Here is a 16,330-nt window from a genome sequence, read left to right as displayed (position 1 = left end):
ACCAGATCGGCATCCGCCAGGCGGCAGCGCGGACAGTGTTTGGTCCTCAGCAGGTGCTCCAGCCGTGACGCGTCCGCGGCCATGGAACTGGTTGTTGCTGAAATCAGCACGCCGAGCAGCAACAGAAGGGTGCGGTTCATGGCTGGGCAAGGCAGGCGCCTTGTCGTTGTATCGGCTGGCACGGGGCCGATCAAACAATGGCAGGATTTGACGGAGACGTCCGTTCCTGTTCGAGGTCTGAATGCCCTCTCGCCACGGTGGCGAGCTGCAGCTGGTCGCAGAGCGCTTGGGCTGCAACCCGTCTGAGCTGCTTGATGCCAGTGCGTCGCTGGTGCCCTGGACCCCGCGCTGGCGAGCGTCCGCACGTTCGGCGATCCGTGATTACCCGGATCGGCGTCATGCCGCCTTGGCTCGGGCGATCGCGAGACTTCATGGTCTGGATTTGTCTTTGGTTCTGCCCGGCAACGGTGCGGCGGAACTGTTCACCTGGGCGGCCCGTGACGCCGCCGCGGATGGACTGAGTTGCCTCTCCGCGCCAGGGTTTGCCGACTACCGGCGCGCTCTGCGCTGCTGGGATGGATCAATCGCGGAGACTCCCCTTCCGCTGTCCTGGTCAGAGTCGTTCCCGCAGCGGTATCCCGACCCCGGTAAGGGCGATGTCGCTTGGATCTGCAACCCCCACAACCCCACTGGCCAGCTCTGGAGCCGCGCCTCCCTGGAGCCGTTGCTGCAGCGTTATCGCCTGGTGATCTGCGATGAGGCCTTCCTTCCATTGGTTCCGGATGGCGAGGCGCAGTCGCTGATCCCCTTGGTGGAGACCCATTCCAACCTGGTGGTGGTCCGCAGCCTCACCAAGCTCTATGGCATTGCGGGTCTGCGCTTGGGCTACGCCGTGGCGCAGCCCAAGCGCCTCCGGCGTTGGGCCGAGTGGCGCGACCCCTGGCCCGTGAATGGCATTGCCTCGGCCGTGGGTGAGCAGCTTCTCTCGTCGCCGCAGCGCTATCAGCGTTGGTGCGCGAAAGTTCAGCGCTGGACGGCCGACGAGGGGGCCTGGATGCAGCGGCAGCTGGCGCAGTTGCCGGGCATCACCCCGATGCCGTCGGCGGCCAATTTCCTGCTGATCCGCTCCAAGCAGAACCTGGTGCCGCTGCGGGAAGCGTTGGAGCAACGTCATTTGATCCTGCTGCGCGATTGTCGTTCGTTTGAAGGCCTCGGGGAGACCTGGCTACGGATCGGTTTGCAGAGCCGTCGCAACAACCGCCGCATCGTGGCGGCGCTGCGACGGGAGTTGGGTTAATCCACCAGGCTTTGCAGCAGGGTCACGAGTTGACCGTCGGCATCGCGTTCCGCCAGCTCGCGCATGCCCTGGCGCATCTTTGGCAGCAGGCTGCTGTCGCTGTTGGGAAGCCCCAGGCGAGTGCCGAGCAGCCGCTGCAAGGTGTTGGCGAGTGTCGGATGGCCGGGCGCGTGTTGATGCACGATCACCGCACCGCCGACTTCCGCCGCGCAGGCGGCGTTGGCTTCCTGGTGGTTGTCGGCGGCCTGGGGAAAGGGCACCAGGATGGAGGGGGTGGAGCACACCGCCAGCTCGCTGAGGCTTCCTGCGCCTGCCCGGCTGATCGCCAGATCGGCGTGCTGCAGCAGCGCGGGAACCTCGTCGCTGAACGGGCGCTCCACCAGCCGGTCGTGGTTGAGTTGTCCGACGTCTGGGTCGTTGGTGCCGGTGAGGTGCACCACCCGGCAGCCTTGGCCGAGCAGGTCCGGCAGCACGGCCCGCACCATCCGGTTCAGGCCTACCGCGCCCTGGCTGCCGCCCATCACCAGCAGAAGCGGACCATCGCCGCGAGGCACCCAGTCCGGGAGCTCCTGGCGGTTGAGAAAGTCCGAGCGCACCGGGGTGCCGGTGAGGATCGGGCGGCTGCCGGGGATGCGTGGGCCGGCCGTGGAGAGACCAATGGCGACGGCGGTGCAGAAGCGCCCCAGCAACCGGGTGACCCGGCCGGGGATGGCATTGGATTCGTGCAGCACCACGGGTGTGCGGCTGAGCCGGGAGCCGATGATCGCCGGCGCGGCGATGTACCCCCCGGTGGTGAACACCGCTTCGATGCGGTGGCGGCGGATCAGCTGGATGACGGTGCCACTGGCGGCCAGCAGCCGCAGCAGCTGCATCAGCTTCTGCAGGCCACGGCCCTGCAGGCCACCGGCTTGGACAGTGATCAGTCCATAGCGTTCCGGCACCAGCTCGGTTTCGAGGCGGTCGGGCACACCCAGCCAGCGCACGCTCCAGGAGTCAGGCAGGGCTTCGGCGACGGCCAGGGCCGGGAACAGATGCCCGCCGGTGCCGCTGGCGACGATCAGAAGCCGTGTCATTCGGACAGGCGCCCCCAGGAGTCCCGGCCTAACTTAGATCCATTGCTGGGACTTGGCTGTGGGGTTGTCGAGGCGGCTGGGGTTGGCTGCAGCCCTGCTGGGGCTGGGGCTCTCCACTTTTTTGGAGGTGGCTCAGGCGGCCGATGGTTTTGCTGTACGTCTGCAGGCCTTGCTCAATGCCGGTGATTGGGACGGGGTCTCGGCCTTGATGTCCGAGGGCGAGGCGGCCACGTGGCAACAGCGCGTCAGCCGCTTCCAGGGGGAATTCCCCCGGCCTCGCTGGTCCGTGCGGTTGGCGGAACCCGGGGTCGACGGCCGTCGCCTGCTTCAGGTTGAGGTGCGCGGCGAGGCCGCTGTTGAGGGGCTGCGCTATCGGCTCGAGGCCAGCCAGTCGTTGCAGGTGCGCCTGGAGGACGGCCGCCTGATCGAGCAGCAATTGATGAACGAGCAATCGTTGTTGCGCAGTGGTGACACGCCCTTGCCGGTCACCCTGGCGATTCCGGATCAGGTGCTCACCGGAAGCCGTTACGACGTGGAAGTGATCGTTGATCAGCCCCTCGGCCATGCGGTGGTGGCCGGTGGACTGTTGCCGCTCACCCCTGAGCAGGTGCGCGATCAGGTTCGCCCGAGCCTGCCCTTGGCTCCATTGGGTGGCGGTGGGCTGTTCAAGTCGGTGCAGGCGCCGCAGCGCCCTGGGGTGCAGACCTGGGCGGTGATGCTGGTGCATCCCGATGGGCTGGTGACGGCGACCAAGCGGGTTCGCATCGTGAACGCAATGCCTGCCGGCACGATTTAGGGGTGATATCTCACTGGTCTGGTGTTGATATCGTGCCTGCATGGCCTTGAAGGTTGTTCCAGCGGTGGAGGGCTGCCACGTCTTCATCGCCGTGGCCAGCGCCCATCAGCTGTTCCTCCATCTCCTGCACCAGCCGGCTCACCGGGAGCTCAATCGCGGCCGCTTCAGCGGCCCCCAGGGCGATGCCCAGATCTTTGTGGTGCAGCGCCAGCTTGAAGCCCAGGGGATAGTGGCCTTCGAGCATGGCGCCGGCCCTGTGGCTCAGGGCCCAGGAGCCGGCAGCTCCCTGGCGCAGGGCTTCCACCACGGCAGGCATCGGTAGTCCGAGCCGTTGCCCGAAGGCGATCGCTTCGGCGGCGGCGGCGTAGCTGCCGGCCACCAGCACCTGGTTCACCGCCTTCACCTCTTGCCCCCGGCCCACCGGGCCGAAGTGGTGGAGGCTGCCGCCGATCACCTCCAGCAGGGGGCGGACCTGCTCGAACACGCCGGCATCGCCCCCCACCAGCACCGTGAGCGTCCCCGCCTTGGCCCCTTCGGTGCCGCCGGTGACCGGGGCATCGATGTAGTGCACGCCCTGGCCCCGAAGTTGGGCAGCGGCCTGTTGCGCAGCCTGGGGGCTGATCGTGGAGCAGTCGACCACGATGCTGCCCGGCTTGAGGCGTTCCGCGGCTCCTTCCGCGCCGAACAGCACCGCCTGCACGGCGGCATCGTCGCTCACGCAGAGCAGCAGCCGATCGACCCCATCGGCGGCGGCGGCCGGGCTGGCACAGGCGGTGGCGCCCGCCAAGGCCGGATCCGTTTCGGCGTGGCGGCTGCGGGTGTGAACCTGCAGGGCATAGCCGGCCCGCTGCAGGTTCACGGCCATCGGCAGGCCCAGGGCCCCCAGGCCCACCATGCCGATGCGCCAGTCCGATCTGGTCATGACTTCTTCACCGTTGAGTCCGATCTTCGCGGGCCAATCGCGTCAGAGTGCGTTCAGATTTCGGAGAACGCGCGATGGCAGGACGGTCTGGACGGCGTTGGGGCGGTTTGATCTTGTTGGGATGTCTGGCCGTGCCGGCGTCCATCGCAGGTTCGATGGCGGCGACCACACCGGCGCAGCAGCAGGGTCTGCTGGACGCCCGGAAGGAATGGACCGTCACCAGTTACGACCGTCGCCTGGAGATCCTGCGCACCCACCGCAATTGCGTGCAAGCGGCCCAGGCCAAGGCGGCGTTGAAGGCCTGCCGCCGCCAGGCCAAGCAGGCCAAACGTCAGCTGCGGGCTGATCGCCTGGCCCGGCTCAATGCCGTCCGCCGGGAGCTTGGGCTGCCGGAGAAGCAGCCCAAGGGCTCCCGCAAGGCCAAGCGTCGCCGCCAACAACGCGCCCTCGAGTCGGCTTGATCCAGATCGAGCAAGTTTTCGTTTGCCCCTCCAGGAGGCCTTGTCGGCTTGATCACGATTGATCAGGCTGGGTGAAGACGTTGAAGAGGCATCGTGTCTGGACGACTGCGTGCGCTTGCTCTGACGGGTGTCATGGCCTTGCTGCCAGGCTTGGCCTCCTGTGCCAATGGTCCGGGTTCGCCGCTGGAGTCGAAGGCCTCAGCGGCGGCCCTTGCCATCGAAGACGCCCAATGCGCCAGTGGCAACCGCGCTTACTTCGGTGACACCCACCTGCACACCGCCCTGTCGCCCGATGCCGGTTTGGCGGGCACCAAGCTCGGGCTCGACGAGGCCTACCGCTTTGCCCGCGGTGAAACCGTCACCAGCAATACGGGTCAGCAGGCGGCGTTGAAGCGCCCCCTGGATTTCCTCGTGGTGGCCGACCACGCCGAAAATCTTGGCTTGGCCCAAGGTCTGGCCAAGTCGGATCCCGAGCTGCTCAAGGCACCGTTGGGTCGACAGCTCAACGACCTGCTGAAGGCGGGGAAAGGCCGGGAGGCCTTCTATTTGTTGGTGCAAAAGATGGCCAAAGGCCGTGAGGCGCTGGTGTCGAACGATGCCTACATGGGCAGCGTCTGGACCTACAACACCGAAGTGGCTGAGCGCTACAACGCCCCAGGCACATTCAGCACGTTGATCGGCTACGAATGGACCAGCCAGCCCGGGGGTGGCAACCTCCACCGTGTGGTGGTCTTCCGAGACGCCAAAGCCCAGGCCGACAAAATTCTTCCCTTCTCCAACTTCGATTCCGAAGACGTCGAGGACCTCTGGACCTTTATGGCGGCCTACGAACGGGAGACCGGTGGCCGAGTGCTGGCGATTCCCCACAACGGCAACCTCTCCAGCGGCACGATGTTCTTGCCGCGTCATCAGAAAACCGCTGAACCGATCGATGCGGATTACGCCCGGATGCGCCAGCGCTTCGAGCCGATCGTGGAGGTGACGCAGGCCAAGGGCACCGGGGAGACGCACCCCCTGCTGTCGCCGGAAGACGAATTCGCCGACTTCAACATCGTTGATAACTCCAACCTCGGCGGAATCAAGCCCACCACGCCGGAGATGCTCCCGTATGAGTACACCCGGGCGGCGTTACGTCGTGGTTTGCAGCTCGAGCAGCAGCTGGGGGTGAATCCGTTCAAGTTTGGTTTGATTGGCTCCACCGATTCCCACTCCAGTCTTCCCTCCACCGCGGAAGACAACTGGTGGGGTAAGGCCCCGGCCCTCGAGCCCAGTCCGGAGCGTTGGAAAGACGTGCTGATCAAGTCGTCGAAGGATGCCTCCCTTGACCTCACGGCGCTTCAGCTCGGCGCTTCGGGTTTGGCGGGCGTGTGGGCCTCGGGGAATACCCGCACAGCGCTCTGGGATGCGATGAACCGCAAGGAGGTGTTTGGCACCAGCGGGACGCGTCTCACCGTGCGGGTGTATGGCGGCTACGACTACACAGGCGAAGAGATCAAGGCGGCGGATTGGACCAAGGCGGCCTGTGCCAAAGGCGTGCCGATGGGGGGAGACCTGATGGCCGCGGCTGAGGGGCAGATTCCGTCCTTCCTGGTGCAGGCCCGCAAGGATCCGGACGGCGCCAATCTCGATCGCATCCAGGTGGTGAAGGGCTGGCTGGATGCCGACGGCCAGACCCATGAGCAGGTGTTCGACGTGTCGTGGAGTGATGCCGACAAGCGCCCGCGCGGTGCCGACGGCAAGGTGCCATCGGTGGGGAGCAGCGTGAATGAGCGTGAGGCCACTTACACCAACAGCATCGGTGCCACCAACCTCACCGCCCACTGGAGCGACCCCTCCTTTGACCCTTCCCAGAAGGCCTTCTATTACGTGCGCGTGATGGAAATTCCCACCCCCACGTGGCTGGCCTACGACCGCAAGAACTTCAATCTCTACGACGAGATGCCGGCCAAGGCTCCCTACACCAGCCAGGAACGGGCTTACACCAGTCCCATCTGGTACAACCCCTCCTGACCGTCAGTTCAGCAAAAAGCCCGCCCCCGATCGGGGGCGGGCAAGCGGTGTTGGTCTATCGGCCTTGAATCAGGCTTCGTCGAGGGCCGCCACGCCGGGAAGCACCTTGCCCTCCAGCAGTTCGAGGCTGGCACCACCACCGGTGGAGATGTGGGACATCTTGTCGGCCAGGCCGGCTTTTTCCACCGCAGCAACGGAGTCACCGCCGCCGATGATCGTGCAGCAGCCCTTGCCGCTCAGGTCGGCCAGGGTGGTGGCGATGGCGTTGGTGCCTGTGGCGAATTTGTCGAACTCGAACACGCCCATGGGGCCGTTCCAGATCACGGTCTGACAATCGGCCAGGGCGTCCTGGAACACCTTCACGGAGTCGGGGCCGATGTCCAGGCCCATCCAACCGTCGGGGATGGACTCAACGGAGGCGGTTTGACTGTTGGCGTCGGGGGCGAAGTTGTCCGCCAGGATCACATCGGTGGGCAGCAGGAACTGCACGCCTTTGGCTTTGGCCTTGGCTTCCAGCTCTTTGGCGAGCTCAAGCTTGTCTTCTTCCACCAGGCTCTTGCCGACCGACAGGCCGCGGGCTTTGTAGAAGGTGAAGATCATGCCGCCGCCGACGAGGATCTTGTCGCATTTGTCGAGCAGGGACTCGAGCACACCGATCTTGGAGCTGACCTTGGAACCGCCGACGATGGCGGCCAGGGGGCGTTTGGGGGCATCGATCGCGCCCTGCAGATACTGCAGTTCCTTCTCCATCAAGAAACCGCCGACGGACGGCTTGAGGAACTTGGTCACACCCTCGGTGGAGGCATGGGCGCGGTGGGCGGCACCGAAGGCGTCGTTCACGTAAACGTCGGCGAGTCCGGCGAGCTTCTCGGCGAAGGCGGGGTCGTTCTTTTCTTCCTCAGCGAAGAAACGCACGTTCTCCAGCAGCACGACGTCGCCGTTGCCCATGGCACCGACCTTGGCTTCGGCGTCTGGGCCGATGCAGCTGTCGGTCTTGGTGACGGGCTTGCCCAGCAGCTCGCTCAGACGTGCGGCCACGGGGGTGAGGCGCATGGCGTCGTTCACCTGACCCTTGGGACGGCCGAAGTGGGCCGAGAGGATCACCTTGGCGCCCTTGCCAATCAGGTCGTTGATCGTGGGCAGGGCGGCGCGGATGCGGGTGTCGTCGGTGATGGCACCGGCATCGTTCAGGGGCACATTGAAGTCAACCCGCACGAGGACGCGTTTGCCGCTCAGGTCGCCGGCAGTGAGGCTGGCCAGAGAACGCTTCGCCATAGGGTTGTCTCGTGCGGTATGAAAACGCGGTGAGATTAACCCGAGTTCCTGCCTCTGAGCGCTAGTACAGCGATAGAAGCTTGCTGTGGAGGTCGTGATGTTCGAGACCGTGCTCTTCCCCATTGATCAGAGCCGTCAGGCCATGGAGACGGCCGCCAAGGCTCTGGAACTGGCGCGTGCGCACAACAGCAAACTCGTGCTGCTCTCCGTGGTGCAACCGGATCGTCCCGAGATGCAGGATCCCGAGGCGGTGGCGCAGCTGTTGGAGCGCACCCGTCAGCAGGTGGCGCAGGCCGGTGTGCCCTGTGACGTGGTGGAGCGCCATGGCCAGCCGGCGTTTGTGATCGGCGATGTGGCGGACGAGTTGAATGTGGATGTGATCGTGATGGGAACCCGCGGCGTGAATCTCGATAGCGATCGCGACAGCACCGCTGCTCGGGTGATTCAGCTGGCGCCCTGTCCAGTGCTGGTTGTTCCGTGAGTAGTCCCACCATTCAGTGGTATCCAGGCCACATCGCCAAGGCGGAGCAGCAGCTCAAGCGCAACCTGGACAAGGTCGATCTGGTGATCGAGGTCCGTGATGCTCGGATTCCCCTGGCCACCGGTCATCCCCATCTCAACCGTTGGTTGAAGGGCAAGCAGCATTTACTGGTGATCAACCGCCGCGACATGGTCACCGCTGACGCCCGGGAGAGCTGGCAGCAGTGGTTCAAGAGCCAGGGTCAACGCACGGTGTGGTGCGACGCCAAGGCCGGCACCGGGGTGAAGCAGGTGCAGCAGGCGGCGATCCGCGCCGGGGATCAACTCAACGAACGTCGGCGCAATCGCGGCATGCGTCCCCGGGCGGTGCGAGCCCTCACCCTTGGTTTTCCCAACGTCGGTAAGTCGGCCCTGATCAATCGTCTGGTGAAGCAAAAGGTCGTGGCCAGCGCCCGGCGGGCCGGGGTCACCCGCACCCTGCGCTGGGTCCGGGTGGGGCAGGACCTGGACCTGCTCGATGCCCCCGGGGTGCTGCCGCCACGGATCGATGATCAACAGGCGGCCCTGCGGCTCGCCCTTTGTGATGACATCGGCCAGGCCGCCTATGACGATGAGCTCGTGGCCCAGGCTTTCCTCAAAATGCTGCTGGAGCTTCAGTGTCAGTCGTCCTCCGGGGTGAACGTCGCCGGGTTGGAAACGCGCTACGGCATCCCGATGGCTGGAGAGACGGAAGACCCCGCCTACTGGCTCGAGGCCGCGGCTGCACGCCATACCTCAGGGGACAGCTCTCGGATGGCCCAGCGGCTGCTCGATGATTTCCGCAAATCCGCCCTGGGCAGCATCGCCTTGGAGCTGCCGGCATGAGCCCCACCCGCAGCCGTCCGCCGCTGCCGGAGGAGACCTTCACCCATGGCTTCGGGGAAGGTGAGGGTGAGCTGGTCACCCTCACCTATCCCAAACCGCTGCCGATGCGGCTGGACCGCTGGTTGGTGAGCCAGCGCAATGAGCAGAGCCGGGCCCGGATCCAGAAATTCATCGATGCCGGCTACGTGCGGGTCAATGGCAAGACCGGTAAGGCCAAAACGCCATTGCGGGAAGGGGACGAGGTGCAGCTGTGGATGCCCCCGCCGGAACCGCTGCCTTATCTCAAGCCTGAGCCGATGGAGCTGGATGTGCTCTTTGAGGACGAGCACCTGATCGTGATCAACAAGCCGGCGGGCCTCACGGTGCATCCGGCCCCTGGGAACAAGGACGGCACCTTGGTGAATGGTCTGCTGCACCACTGCCCCGATCTGCCGGGCATCAGCGGCAAGCTGCGCCCCGGCATCGTGCACCGCTTGGATAAAGACACCACCGGCTGCATCGTGATCGCCAAGTCCCAGGAGGCGTTGGTGCGGCTTCAGGTGCAGATCCAAAAACGGGTCGCCTCACGGGAGTATTTCGCCGTGGTCCATGGCGTTCCCAGTGGAGACAGCGGAACCATCGTTGGAGCGATCGGACGGCATCCAGCGGACCGCAAAAAATATGCGGTGGTCAGCGGAGAGAACGGCCGTTATGCCTGCACCCATTGGACCCTGGTCGAGCGGCTGGGGGATTACTCGCTGCTGCGCTTCAAGCTCGACACCGGCCGCACCCACCAGATCCGGGTGCACTGCGCCCACATCAACCATCCGGTGGTGGGCGACCCCACCTACAGCCGTTGCCGCAAGTTGCCGATCGACTTACCCGGCCAGGCGTTGCATGCGGTGCAGCTGGGTCTGGACCATCCCATCAACCGAGAGCGGATGGTGTTTGAGGCGCCGCTGCCTCCGGTGATGGAGAAGTTGCTGGAGGTGCTGCGGCGGCGTTCCGCCTGAACCGGTTGTTTGGGGATCCAGCTGCAGGACTGGACGACGGCGCAGGACGCTGTGTAATGCCCACAAGTTCGGGAGTGAGGGGATGGTGGTGCGTCTGCGTTGCCGCAAGCCCTGGGTGTCGGCCTTGATGCGCGGCTTGCGAAAGGAGGTGCTTCCTCCCGCCTTGCGCCGGCGTTTGATCGTGGTTGATCTGCCCCGCTGATCAGCGGGGCAGCCGCGGGCTGGCCTCCACCAGCAGCCTGCTGATCTCAGCCTGGGGGGCGTTAAACAGGCGATCGCCGGGGCCTTCTTCGACGATGTGGCCTTTGTCGAGCACGATCACCCGGTGGCAGAAGCCGCTGGCCACGGAGAGATCGTGGGTCACGAAGATCATCGCCAGCCCGAGCTCCTGCTGCAGTTCCCTCAGCAGCCCGAGCACCTCGGCCTGCACTTCGGCATCGAGCATGCTCACGCTTTCGTCGCAGATCAGCACCGCGGGGTCGAGGGCGAGGGCGCGGGCAATCGCCACCCGTTGTTGCTGCCCGCCCGAGAGCTGGCGCGGCAGACGACGCTGGAAGTGTTCAGCCGGTCGGAGTCCAACCCGATGGAGCAGCGTCCGAGCCCGTTCCCGGGCTTCCGCCTTGGAGCAGATCCGGTGAATCAGCAGCGGATCGGCGATCGCATCCACCACCGGTAGGGCGGGGTTCAGGCAGGCCAGTGGGTCCTGGAACACCATCTGCACCGCCCGGCGCGCCACCCGCAAGGCCTCGCCGTGAAGGCTCAGCAGGTCTTGACCTTGCAGCTCCACCCGCCCGCCGCGGATGCCGGTGAGGCCCATGAGGGCCCGGCAAAGGGTGCTTTTGCCGCAGCCGGAGGCTCCAACCACCCCCAGGCTTTCGCCGGCCCGCAGGGTGAAGCTCACCCCATCGACGGCCTTCAGCCAGGTGGGATTCCAGGGCGGTCCACCGATCGGATGCCAGCAGCGCATGGCCTCCACCGTCAGGACCTCTGCATGGTCCGGGCGTTCCGGGGAGCGTCCGCCTTCGCGGGCCCGGGCGGAGGCCACCAGCCGTTGGCCCATCGGCGAGCGTGGCTGGGTCAGCACGGAGGTTGCCGGGCCTTCTTCCACCTTGCGGCCGCCATCGAGCATGACCATGCGATCGCACCAGCGGGCCGCCATGGCCAGGTCGTGGCTGATCAGCAACAGGGCACTGCCGAGCTCTTGGCAGAGCTGGCTCAGTTCCGCCATCACCTGTCCGGCCACCGCCACATCCAGGCTGGTGGTCGGTTCATCGGCGATCACCAGGGGGGGCTCGAGGGCGATCGCCAGGGCAATCGCCAGGCGTTGGCGCATGCCACCGCTCAATTCATGGGGATAGGCCTTGAATCGCGCGGTGCCGATGCCAACGCGCTCCAGCAGGTCAGCGGCCCGTGACAGACGCCAGCTCGGGCTGCTGTGCGGACGGTGGGCCCGCAGGGTGTCCAGCAGATGGCCGCCGGCGCTGAGCAGCGGGTTGAGCCGCGTCATCGGGTCCTGAAACACCAGTCCGGCGGCCTGGGCCCGCAGCCGGCGCAGCGCCGGTCGCTTCAGTTGACGGGGGTCCTGGCCCATGAGTTGCAGTTCGCCAACACAGCGACTGCCAGGGGGCAGGAGCTGCAGCACGGCGCGGGCCACGGTGCTCTTGCCACAGCCCGATGACCCCACCAAGGCCAGGGTCTCGCCGGCGTGGAGTGCAAGGTCGAGGCCGTCGAGGGTCCAGTGGTCACTGCCGGGATACTGCAGCCGCAACTGGTTGAGTTCCAGAACCGGCTGGGGCATGGGTCAGACCGCCGGAGGGGAGACGGGGGGCATTGCACTGAATACCATGGATTGACCCACTGGGTCGGATGTCCAACGCCGCCTCAACCTCGGATCGTTCCCGAACCTTGACCGGATCGGAGATCGTCGCTGGCGATGTGCCGGAATTGCGGCGCCATCCGATCCGCGATCCCGATGATTACGGGATCGTCCTGCCCGAGTGGTTACGGGAGTGCATCAACAATGTGCCGCCGGGAATCGGTCAGAGCTGCCCGACCGACCCGGAAGCTCTTCTGGTGTCGGCGTTCGACTTCGGCTTTCAACTTCACGAAGGCCAGTTCCGCGCCAGCGGTGACCCCTACATCGTCCATCCGGTGGCGGTGGCGGATCTGCTTCGCGACATCGGTGCCAGCGCCAGCGTGATCGCCGCCGGCTTCCTCCACGACGTAGTGGAGGACACCGATGTCACCCCGGAACAGATCGAACAGCACTTCGGTGTTGAGGTGCGTGCGCTGGTGGAGGGTGTCACCAAGTTGGGTGGCATTCACTTCAACAACCGCACCGAGGCTCAGGCGGAGAACCTGCGCAAGATGTTTCTGGCCATGGCCAGCGACATCCGTGTGGTGTTGGTGAAGCTGGCGGACCGGCTGCACAACATGCGCACCCTGGGTGCCCTACGGGAGGAGAAACGTCAGCGCATCGCCCGGGAAACCCGGGAGATTTATGCCCCGCTCGCCAATCGCCTCGGCATTGGTCGTTTCAAGTGGGAGCTCGAGGATCTCGCGTTCAAGTTGCTCGAGCCCGAGGCCTTCCGTGAAATTCAGGAGGAGGTGGCCACCAAGCGCAGCGAACGGGAGGAGCGGCTTGGTGTCACCGTTGCTCTGCTCAACGAGCGCCTGGAGCGGGCGGGGCTGGAGGGCTGCGAGGTCAGCGGCCGCCCGAAGCACCTCTACGGCATCTGGAGCAAGATGCAGCGCCAGCAGAAGGAATTCCACGAGATCTACGACGTGGCCGCGCTGCGGATCATTACCCCGAGTGTCGAAACCTGTTATCGGGCTCTGGCGGTGGTGCACGACACCTTCCGGCCGATTCCCGGCCGCTTCAAGGATTACATCGGTCTGCCCAAGCCCAACGGTTATCAGTCGCTGCACACAGCGGTGATCGGTCGGCACCGGCCGATTGAGGTTCAGATCCGCACGGTGGAGATGCACCGCGTCGCTGAATTCGGCATCGCCGCCCACTGGAAATACAAGGAAGGCGGCTCCCCCGCCAGCAGCGGCAATGAGGCCGAGCGCTTCAACTGGCTGCGGCAACTGGTCGATTGGCAGAAAGAGGGGGGCGACGACGACCACAACGATTACCTCGCTTCGATCAAGGAAGACCTGTTCGATGAGGAGGTCTTTGTGTTCACGCCGAAGGGGGATGTGGTCGGCTTGCGCAAGGGATCAACGGCCGTGGATTTCGCCTATCGCATTCATTCCGAGGTCGGCGACCACTGCCACGGGGCACGGATCAATGACCGCCTCTGCCCGTTGGCCACTGCGTTGGAGAACGGTGACTTCGTTCAGGTGCTGACGAGCAAGACCGCTCACCCCAGCCTGGATTGGCTCAATTTCGTGGCCACGCCGACGGCGCGCAATCGCATTCGCCAGTGGTACAAACGCAGCCACCGTGATGACACGATCATCCGCGGCAAGGATCTGCTGGAGCGGGAACTGGGCCGTGATGGTTTTGATGCGCTGCTGCATGGCGAGGCGATGGCCCGGGTCGCCCAGCGCTGCAATGTGCCCACCACCGACGACCTCTTGGCGGCTCTGGGTTTTGGCACGGTGACCCTTCACCAGGTGATCAACCGCCTGCGGGAAGAGATTCGCTTGCAGGCTGAGCAAGCGGCACCTCCCGTCTCCAACGATGAGCTCGCCCGCAGCCTGTCGGCGGTTGCCACACCGGACACTGAACGCTCCCACCGCGACGGAGCGATCTTGGGGCTGGAGGGGCTCGACTATCGCCTCGGGGGCTGCTGCAGCCCCTTGCCCGGTGAACCGATTGTGGGCACGGTCGCTTTGGGCAACCACGGCATCACGATCCATCGACAAACCTGCACGAACGTGGAGGCGATTCCGACGGAACGGCGGCTGCCCGTGCGTTGGAACGGTGCCGAGGGCCCCGATCGCCACCGCTTTCCGGTGCAACTGCGCATTGAGGTGATCGACCGCGTCGGCATCCTTAAGGACATCCTGATGCGGCTCTCCGAAGGCTCGATCAACGTCAGCGATGCCCGGGTGAAGACCTGTCAGGGGCGCCCGGCCTGCATCGATCTCCGTGTGGAATTGTCCGGTGCAGCCCAGTTGCAGCGCACGATGAATCAGATCCGCTCGATGGCGGATGTCATCGACATCGCCCGCATCGGCATCAGTTGAGCGCCGCCTTGCGACGGGGCGCTGTCTTGAACATCCGGTACGACGCCAGACCGACGCCGAGGGCCAGCACAGCGCCAACCAGGCTGGATCCCAGCAGCAGTCGCGCGGTGAAGTCCCAGCCCTGATCCCAGAGGCTGCCAGCGCTGATCGTGCTGAGGTCGGTGGGGCTGAGTGGTTCCGGCAGCAGCCAGTTACCCACGATGTAGTTGAACCAATAGAGCGGCACATAGGTGAGTGGATTGCTCACCAGCGTTCCGGCGGCCGCCAGCAGATGGTTGCCGCGCACCAGCCCGGCGATGGCCACGCTGATCACGATCTGCAGGCCGAAAAACGGAAAGCAACCGAACAGCACACCCACGGCCAGCCCGCGCGCCCGCTGTCCCGCAGAGCCCTCCTGCGCCCAGAGCCACCGCAGACCCCGTCGCAGCTGTCGGCGGGCCCGATGGAGCACACGGTTCCGTCGCATTCCTGGTCCGGCCGTGCGGTGGCGATGATCTTAGAGATGACATCCACCGACACGATCGCCGCCATCGCCACAGCCGTCTCCCCTGGGGAAGGCGGTATCGCGGTGATCCGGCTCTCCGGTGCCCAGGCCCAGGCGGCGGTGCGGGCGGTGGTGCGTACCCCTGGCCAGCAGCTCTGGGCCAGCCATCGGGTGCTCTATGGCCATGCCCTGGCGGCCGATGGGGTGCAGCACCTCGATGAGGTGCTGGTGCTGGTGATGCTTGCCCCCCGCAGCTTCACCGGTGAGGACGTGGTGGAGATTCATTGCCATGGCGGTGTGATTGCGGTGCAGCAGGTGCTGGACCGGGTGCTCGATCAACCCGGGGTGCGCCGGGCCTTGCCCGGAGAATTCAGCCAGCGAGCCGTGTTGAACGGCCGCCTCGACCTCACCCGCGCCGAGGCGATCAGCGATCTGGTGGCGGCCCGCAGTCGTCGGGCGGCGGAACTGGCGATGGCGGGTCTCGACGGTGGCTTGCAGCGGCACATCAGCGCCGCTCGGGAGCGGCTGTTGGATCAGCTCACCGAACTGGAGGCGCGGGTTGATTTCGAAGAGGATCTGCCGCCGCTCGATGGCAGCGCTCTGTTGGCGGAGCTGCAGGCGGTCGGCGTCGCCTTGCGGCAATTGCTGGCCGATGGGCGGCGGGGCGAGGCCCTGCGCCAGGGCCTGCGGGTGGCTTTGATCGGTCGGCCCAATGTCGGCAAGAGCTCCCTGCTCAACCGCCTCAGCCGGCGTGAGCGGGCCATCGTGACCGACCTGCCGGGCACCACCCGCGATCTGCTTGAAAGCGAGATCGTCTTGGAGGGGGTGCCGATCACCTTGCTGGACACCGCTGGCATCCGGGCCACCGCCGATGCGGTGGAGCAGATGGGAATTGCCCGCAGTGAGCAGGCCCTGGCATCAGCGGATGTGGTGCTGCTGGTGGTCGATGGTCATGCGGGCTGGACCGACGAGGATGCGGCCCTGCTGGAGCGTCTTCCGGAGGGGGTGCCGCATCTGATCGTGGCCAACAAGGGGGACTGCCCCGCGGGCCCGATGCCGGACACGATTGAACCGGACGTGACGATCTCGGCCCTCCATGGCGATGGCGAGGAGGCCCTGATTCAGCGGCTGTTGCAACGCTGTGGGGCTGCCGAGACCGGTGGGGTGGTGCTCTCCCTCAACCAGCGGCAACGGGATCTGGCACTTCGGGCGGCGGAGGCGTTGGATCGCAGCCGCGAGGTGGCTGCCCAGGAGCTGCCCTGGGATTTCTGGACCATCGATCTGCGCGAGGCGATCCGGGCCCTTGGAGAGATCACCGGTGAGGAGCTCACCGAAGCCGTGCTGGATCGTGTCTTTTCCCGCTTTTGCATCGGCAAATAGGCTTTTCCGAGCAGTGGGCTGGGTTTTGAACTGGATGGCTCCGGCGATCACCGCGGCTCTGGACCGTTGGCTGGATGAGGATCTCGGCCGCGGCGATCT

Annotated in this window: 14 protein-coding genes; 9 read left to right on the top strand and 5 right to left on the bottom strand. The window is 65.7% G+C overall.

Annotated elements, in window-relative coordinates; all coding sequences use genetic code 11:
• Positions 1-241 precede the first annotated feature (241 nt).
• On the top strand, positions 242-1,297 hold the full coding sequence (locus ACGVKB_RS06935; protein ID WP_392350537.1) for an aminotransferase class I/II-fold pyridoxal phosphate-dependent enzyme: 1,056 nt from the start codon (positions 242-244) through the stop codon (positions 1,295-1,297).
• On the opposite strand, the gene ACGVKB_RS06930 is transcribed toward ACGVKB_RS06935, so the two are convergent.
• On the bottom strand, positions 1,294-2,370 hold the full coding sequence (locus ACGVKB_RS06930; RefSeq protein ID WP_392350536.1) for a glycosyltransferase: 1,077 nt from the start codon (positions 2,368-2,370) through the stop codon (positions 1,294-1,296). The two genes, ACGVKB_RS06935 and ACGVKB_RS06930, sit on opposite strands and share 4 nt — an antisense overlap.
• Before the next feature lie 58 nt (positions 2,371-2,428).
• On the opposite strand from ACGVKB_RS06930, the gene ACGVKB_RS06925 reads away from it, so the two are divergent.
• On the top strand, positions 2,429-3,166 hold the full coding sequence (locus tag ACGVKB_RS06925) for a hypothetical protein (protein ID WP_392350535.1): 738 nt from the start codon (positions 2,429-2,431) through the stop codon (positions 3,164-3,166).
• A 10-nt stretch (positions 3,167-3,176) separates the two neighbouring features.
• On the opposite strand, the gene ACGVKB_RS06920 is transcribed toward ACGVKB_RS06925, so the two are convergent.
• Positions 3,177-4,088: an NAD(P)-dependent oxidoreductase gene (locus tag ACGVKB_RS06920; protein WP_392350534.1), complete on the bottom strand. Its 912-nt coding sequence runs from the start codon at positions 4,086-4,088 to the stop codon at positions 3,177-3,179.
• A 74-nt stretch (positions 4,089-4,162) separates the two neighbouring features.
• Here ACGVKB_RS06920 and ACGVKB_RS06915 point away from each other — a divergent pair, with 74 nt between their 5' ends.
• Positions 4,163-4,549 (top strand): hypothetical protein, encoded by a 387-nt coding sequence (locus ACGVKB_RS06915; RefSeq protein WP_392350533.1) that lies wholly within the window; start codon positions 4,163-4,165, stop codon positions 4,547-4,549.
• A gap of 132 nt (positions 4,550-4,681) precedes the next feature.
• Entirely contained in the window at positions 4,682-6,559 is a 1,878-nt protein-coding gene (locus ACGVKB_RS06910; protein ID WP_392350532.1) for a DUF3604 domain-containing protein, read from the top strand.
• Positions 6,560-6,628: 69 nt separating this feature from the next.
• On the opposite strand, the gene ACGVKB_RS06905 is transcribed toward ACGVKB_RS06910, so the two are convergent.
• Positions 6,629-7,834, bottom strand: coding sequence for a phosphoglycerate kinase (locus ACGVKB_RS06905; RefSeq protein ID WP_392350531.1), 1,206 nt, complete (start codon positions 7,832-7,834; stop codon positions 6,629-6,631).
• 97 nt (positions 7,835-7,931) lie between these two features.
• On the opposite strand from ACGVKB_RS06905, the gene ACGVKB_RS06900 reads away from it, so the two are divergent.
• Genes ACGVKB_RS06900 through ACGVKB_RS06890 form a run of 3 tightly spaced genes read left to right on the top strand, consistent with a single transcriptional unit; the run spans position 7,932 to position 10,170 of the window.
• The gene (locus ACGVKB_RS06900; RefSeq protein ID WP_392350530.1) at positions 7,932-8,315 is read left to right on the top strand and encodes a universal stress protein; all 384 of its coding nucleotides are present in this window, start codon (positions 7,932-7,934) and stop codon (positions 8,313-8,315) included.
• Positions 8,312-9,178: a ribosome biogenesis GTPase YlqF gene (ylqF, locus tag ACGVKB_RS06895; protein WP_392350529.1), complete on the top strand. Its 867-nt coding sequence runs from the start codon at positions 8,312-8,314 to the stop codon at positions 9,176-9,178. The genes ACGVKB_RS06900 and ylqF overlap by 4 nt, the downstream gene beginning before the upstream one ends.
• Complete coding sequence (locus tag ACGVKB_RS06890; RefSeq protein WP_392350528.1) at positions 9,175-10,170, top strand: RluA family pseudouridine synthase; 996 nt, start codon at positions 9,175-9,177, stop codon at positions 10,168-10,170. The genes ylqF and ACGVKB_RS06890 overlap by 4 nt, the downstream gene beginning before the upstream one ends.
• A 202-nt stretch (positions 10,171-10,372) precedes the next feature.
• Here the strand turns inward: ACGVKB_RS06890 and ACGVKB_RS06885 are convergent, their stop codons facing one another.
• On the bottom strand, positions 10,373-11,968 hold the full coding sequence (locus ACGVKB_RS06885) for an ABC transporter ATP-binding protein (protein ID WP_392350527.1): 1,596 nt from the start codon (positions 11,966-11,968) through the stop codon (positions 10,373-10,375).
• A 68-nt stretch (positions 11,969-12,036) separates the two neighbouring features.
• On the opposite strand from ACGVKB_RS06885, the gene ACGVKB_RS06880 reads away from it, so the two are divergent.
• Complete coding sequence (locus ACGVKB_RS06880; protein WP_392350526.1) at positions 12,037-14,367, top strand: RelA/SpoT family protein; 2,331 nt, start codon at positions 12,037-12,039, stop codon at positions 14,365-14,367.
• On the opposite strand, the gene ACGVKB_RS06875 is transcribed toward ACGVKB_RS06880, so the two are convergent.
• Positions 14,360-14,833: a DUF2062 domain-containing protein gene (locus ACGVKB_RS06875; RefSeq protein WP_392350525.1), complete on the bottom strand. Its 474-nt coding sequence runs from the start codon at positions 14,831-14,833 to the stop codon at positions 14,360-14,362. The genes ACGVKB_RS06880 and ACGVKB_RS06875 overlap by 8 nt on opposite strands.
• A gap of 36 nt (positions 14,834-14,869) precedes the next feature.
• On the opposite strand from ACGVKB_RS06875, the gene mnmE reads away from it, so the two are divergent.
• Complete coding sequence (gene mnmE / locus ACGVKB_RS06870) at positions 14,870-16,231, top strand: tRNA uridine-5-carboxymethylaminomethyl(34) synthesis GTPase MnmE (RefSeq protein WP_392350524.1); 1,362 nt, start codon at positions 14,870-14,872, stop codon at positions 16,229-16,231.
• Positions 16,232-16,330: the final 99 nt, after the last annotated feature.

The organism is Parasynechococcus sp. (assembly GCF_042954325.1).
Lineage (GTDB): Bacteria > Cyanobacteriota > Cyanobacteriia > PCC-6307 > Cyanobiaceae > Parasynechococcus.
The sequence above is the reverse complement of the archived record's forward strand: the minus strand, read 5'-3'. Positions and strand labels throughout refer to the sequence as shown.

Coding starts and splice junctions, on each gene's coding strand:
- ACGVKB_RS06905 (WP_392350531.1), bottom strand. CDS start 7,834: ATGGCGAAGCGTTCTCTGGCCAGCCTCACTGCCGGCGACCTGAGCGGC.
- ACGVKB_RS06890 (WP_392350528.1), top strand. CDS start 9,175: ATGAGCCCCACCCGCAGCCGTCCGCCGCTGCCGGAGGAGACCTTCACC.
- ACGVKB_RS06910 (WP_392350532.1), top strand. CDS start 4,682: ATGGCCTTGCTGCCAGGCTTGGCCTCCTGTGCCAATGGTCCGGGTTCG.
- ACGVKB_RS06930 (WP_392350536.1), bottom strand. CDS start 2,370: ATGACACGGCTTCTGATCGTCGCCAGCGGCACCGGCGGGCATCTGTTC.
- ACGVKB_RS06915 (WP_392350533.1), top strand. CDS start 4,163: ATGGCAGGACGGTCTGGACGGCGTTGGGGCGGTTTGATCTTGTTGGGA.
- ACGVKB_RS06885 (WP_392350527.1), bottom strand. CDS start 11,968: ATGCCCCAGCCGGTTCTGGAACTCAACCAGTTGCGGCTGCAGTATCCC.
- ACGVKB_RS06880 (WP_392350526.1), top strand. CDS start 12,037: ATGTCCAACGCCGCCTCAACCTCGGATCGTTCCCGAACCTTGACCGGA.
- ACGVKB_RS06920 (WP_392350534.1), bottom strand. CDS start 4,088: ATGACCAGATCGGACTGGCGCATCGGCATGGTGGGCCTGGGGGCCCTG.
- ACGVKB_RS06900 (WP_392350530.1), top strand. CDS start 7,932: ATGTTCGAGACCGTGCTCTTCCCCATTGATCAGAGCCGTCAGGCCATG.
- ACGVKB_RS06935 (WP_392350537.1), top strand. CDS start 242: ATGCCCTCTCGCCACGGTGGCGAGCTGCAGCTGGTCGCAGAGCGCTTG.
- mnmE (WP_392350524.1), top strand. CDS start 14,870: ATGACATCCACCGACACGATCGCCGCCATCGCCACAGCCGTCTCCCCT.
- ACGVKB_RS06875 (WP_392350525.1), bottom strand. CDS start 14,833: ATGCGACGGAACCGTGTGCTCCATCGGGCCCGCCGACAGCTGCGACGG.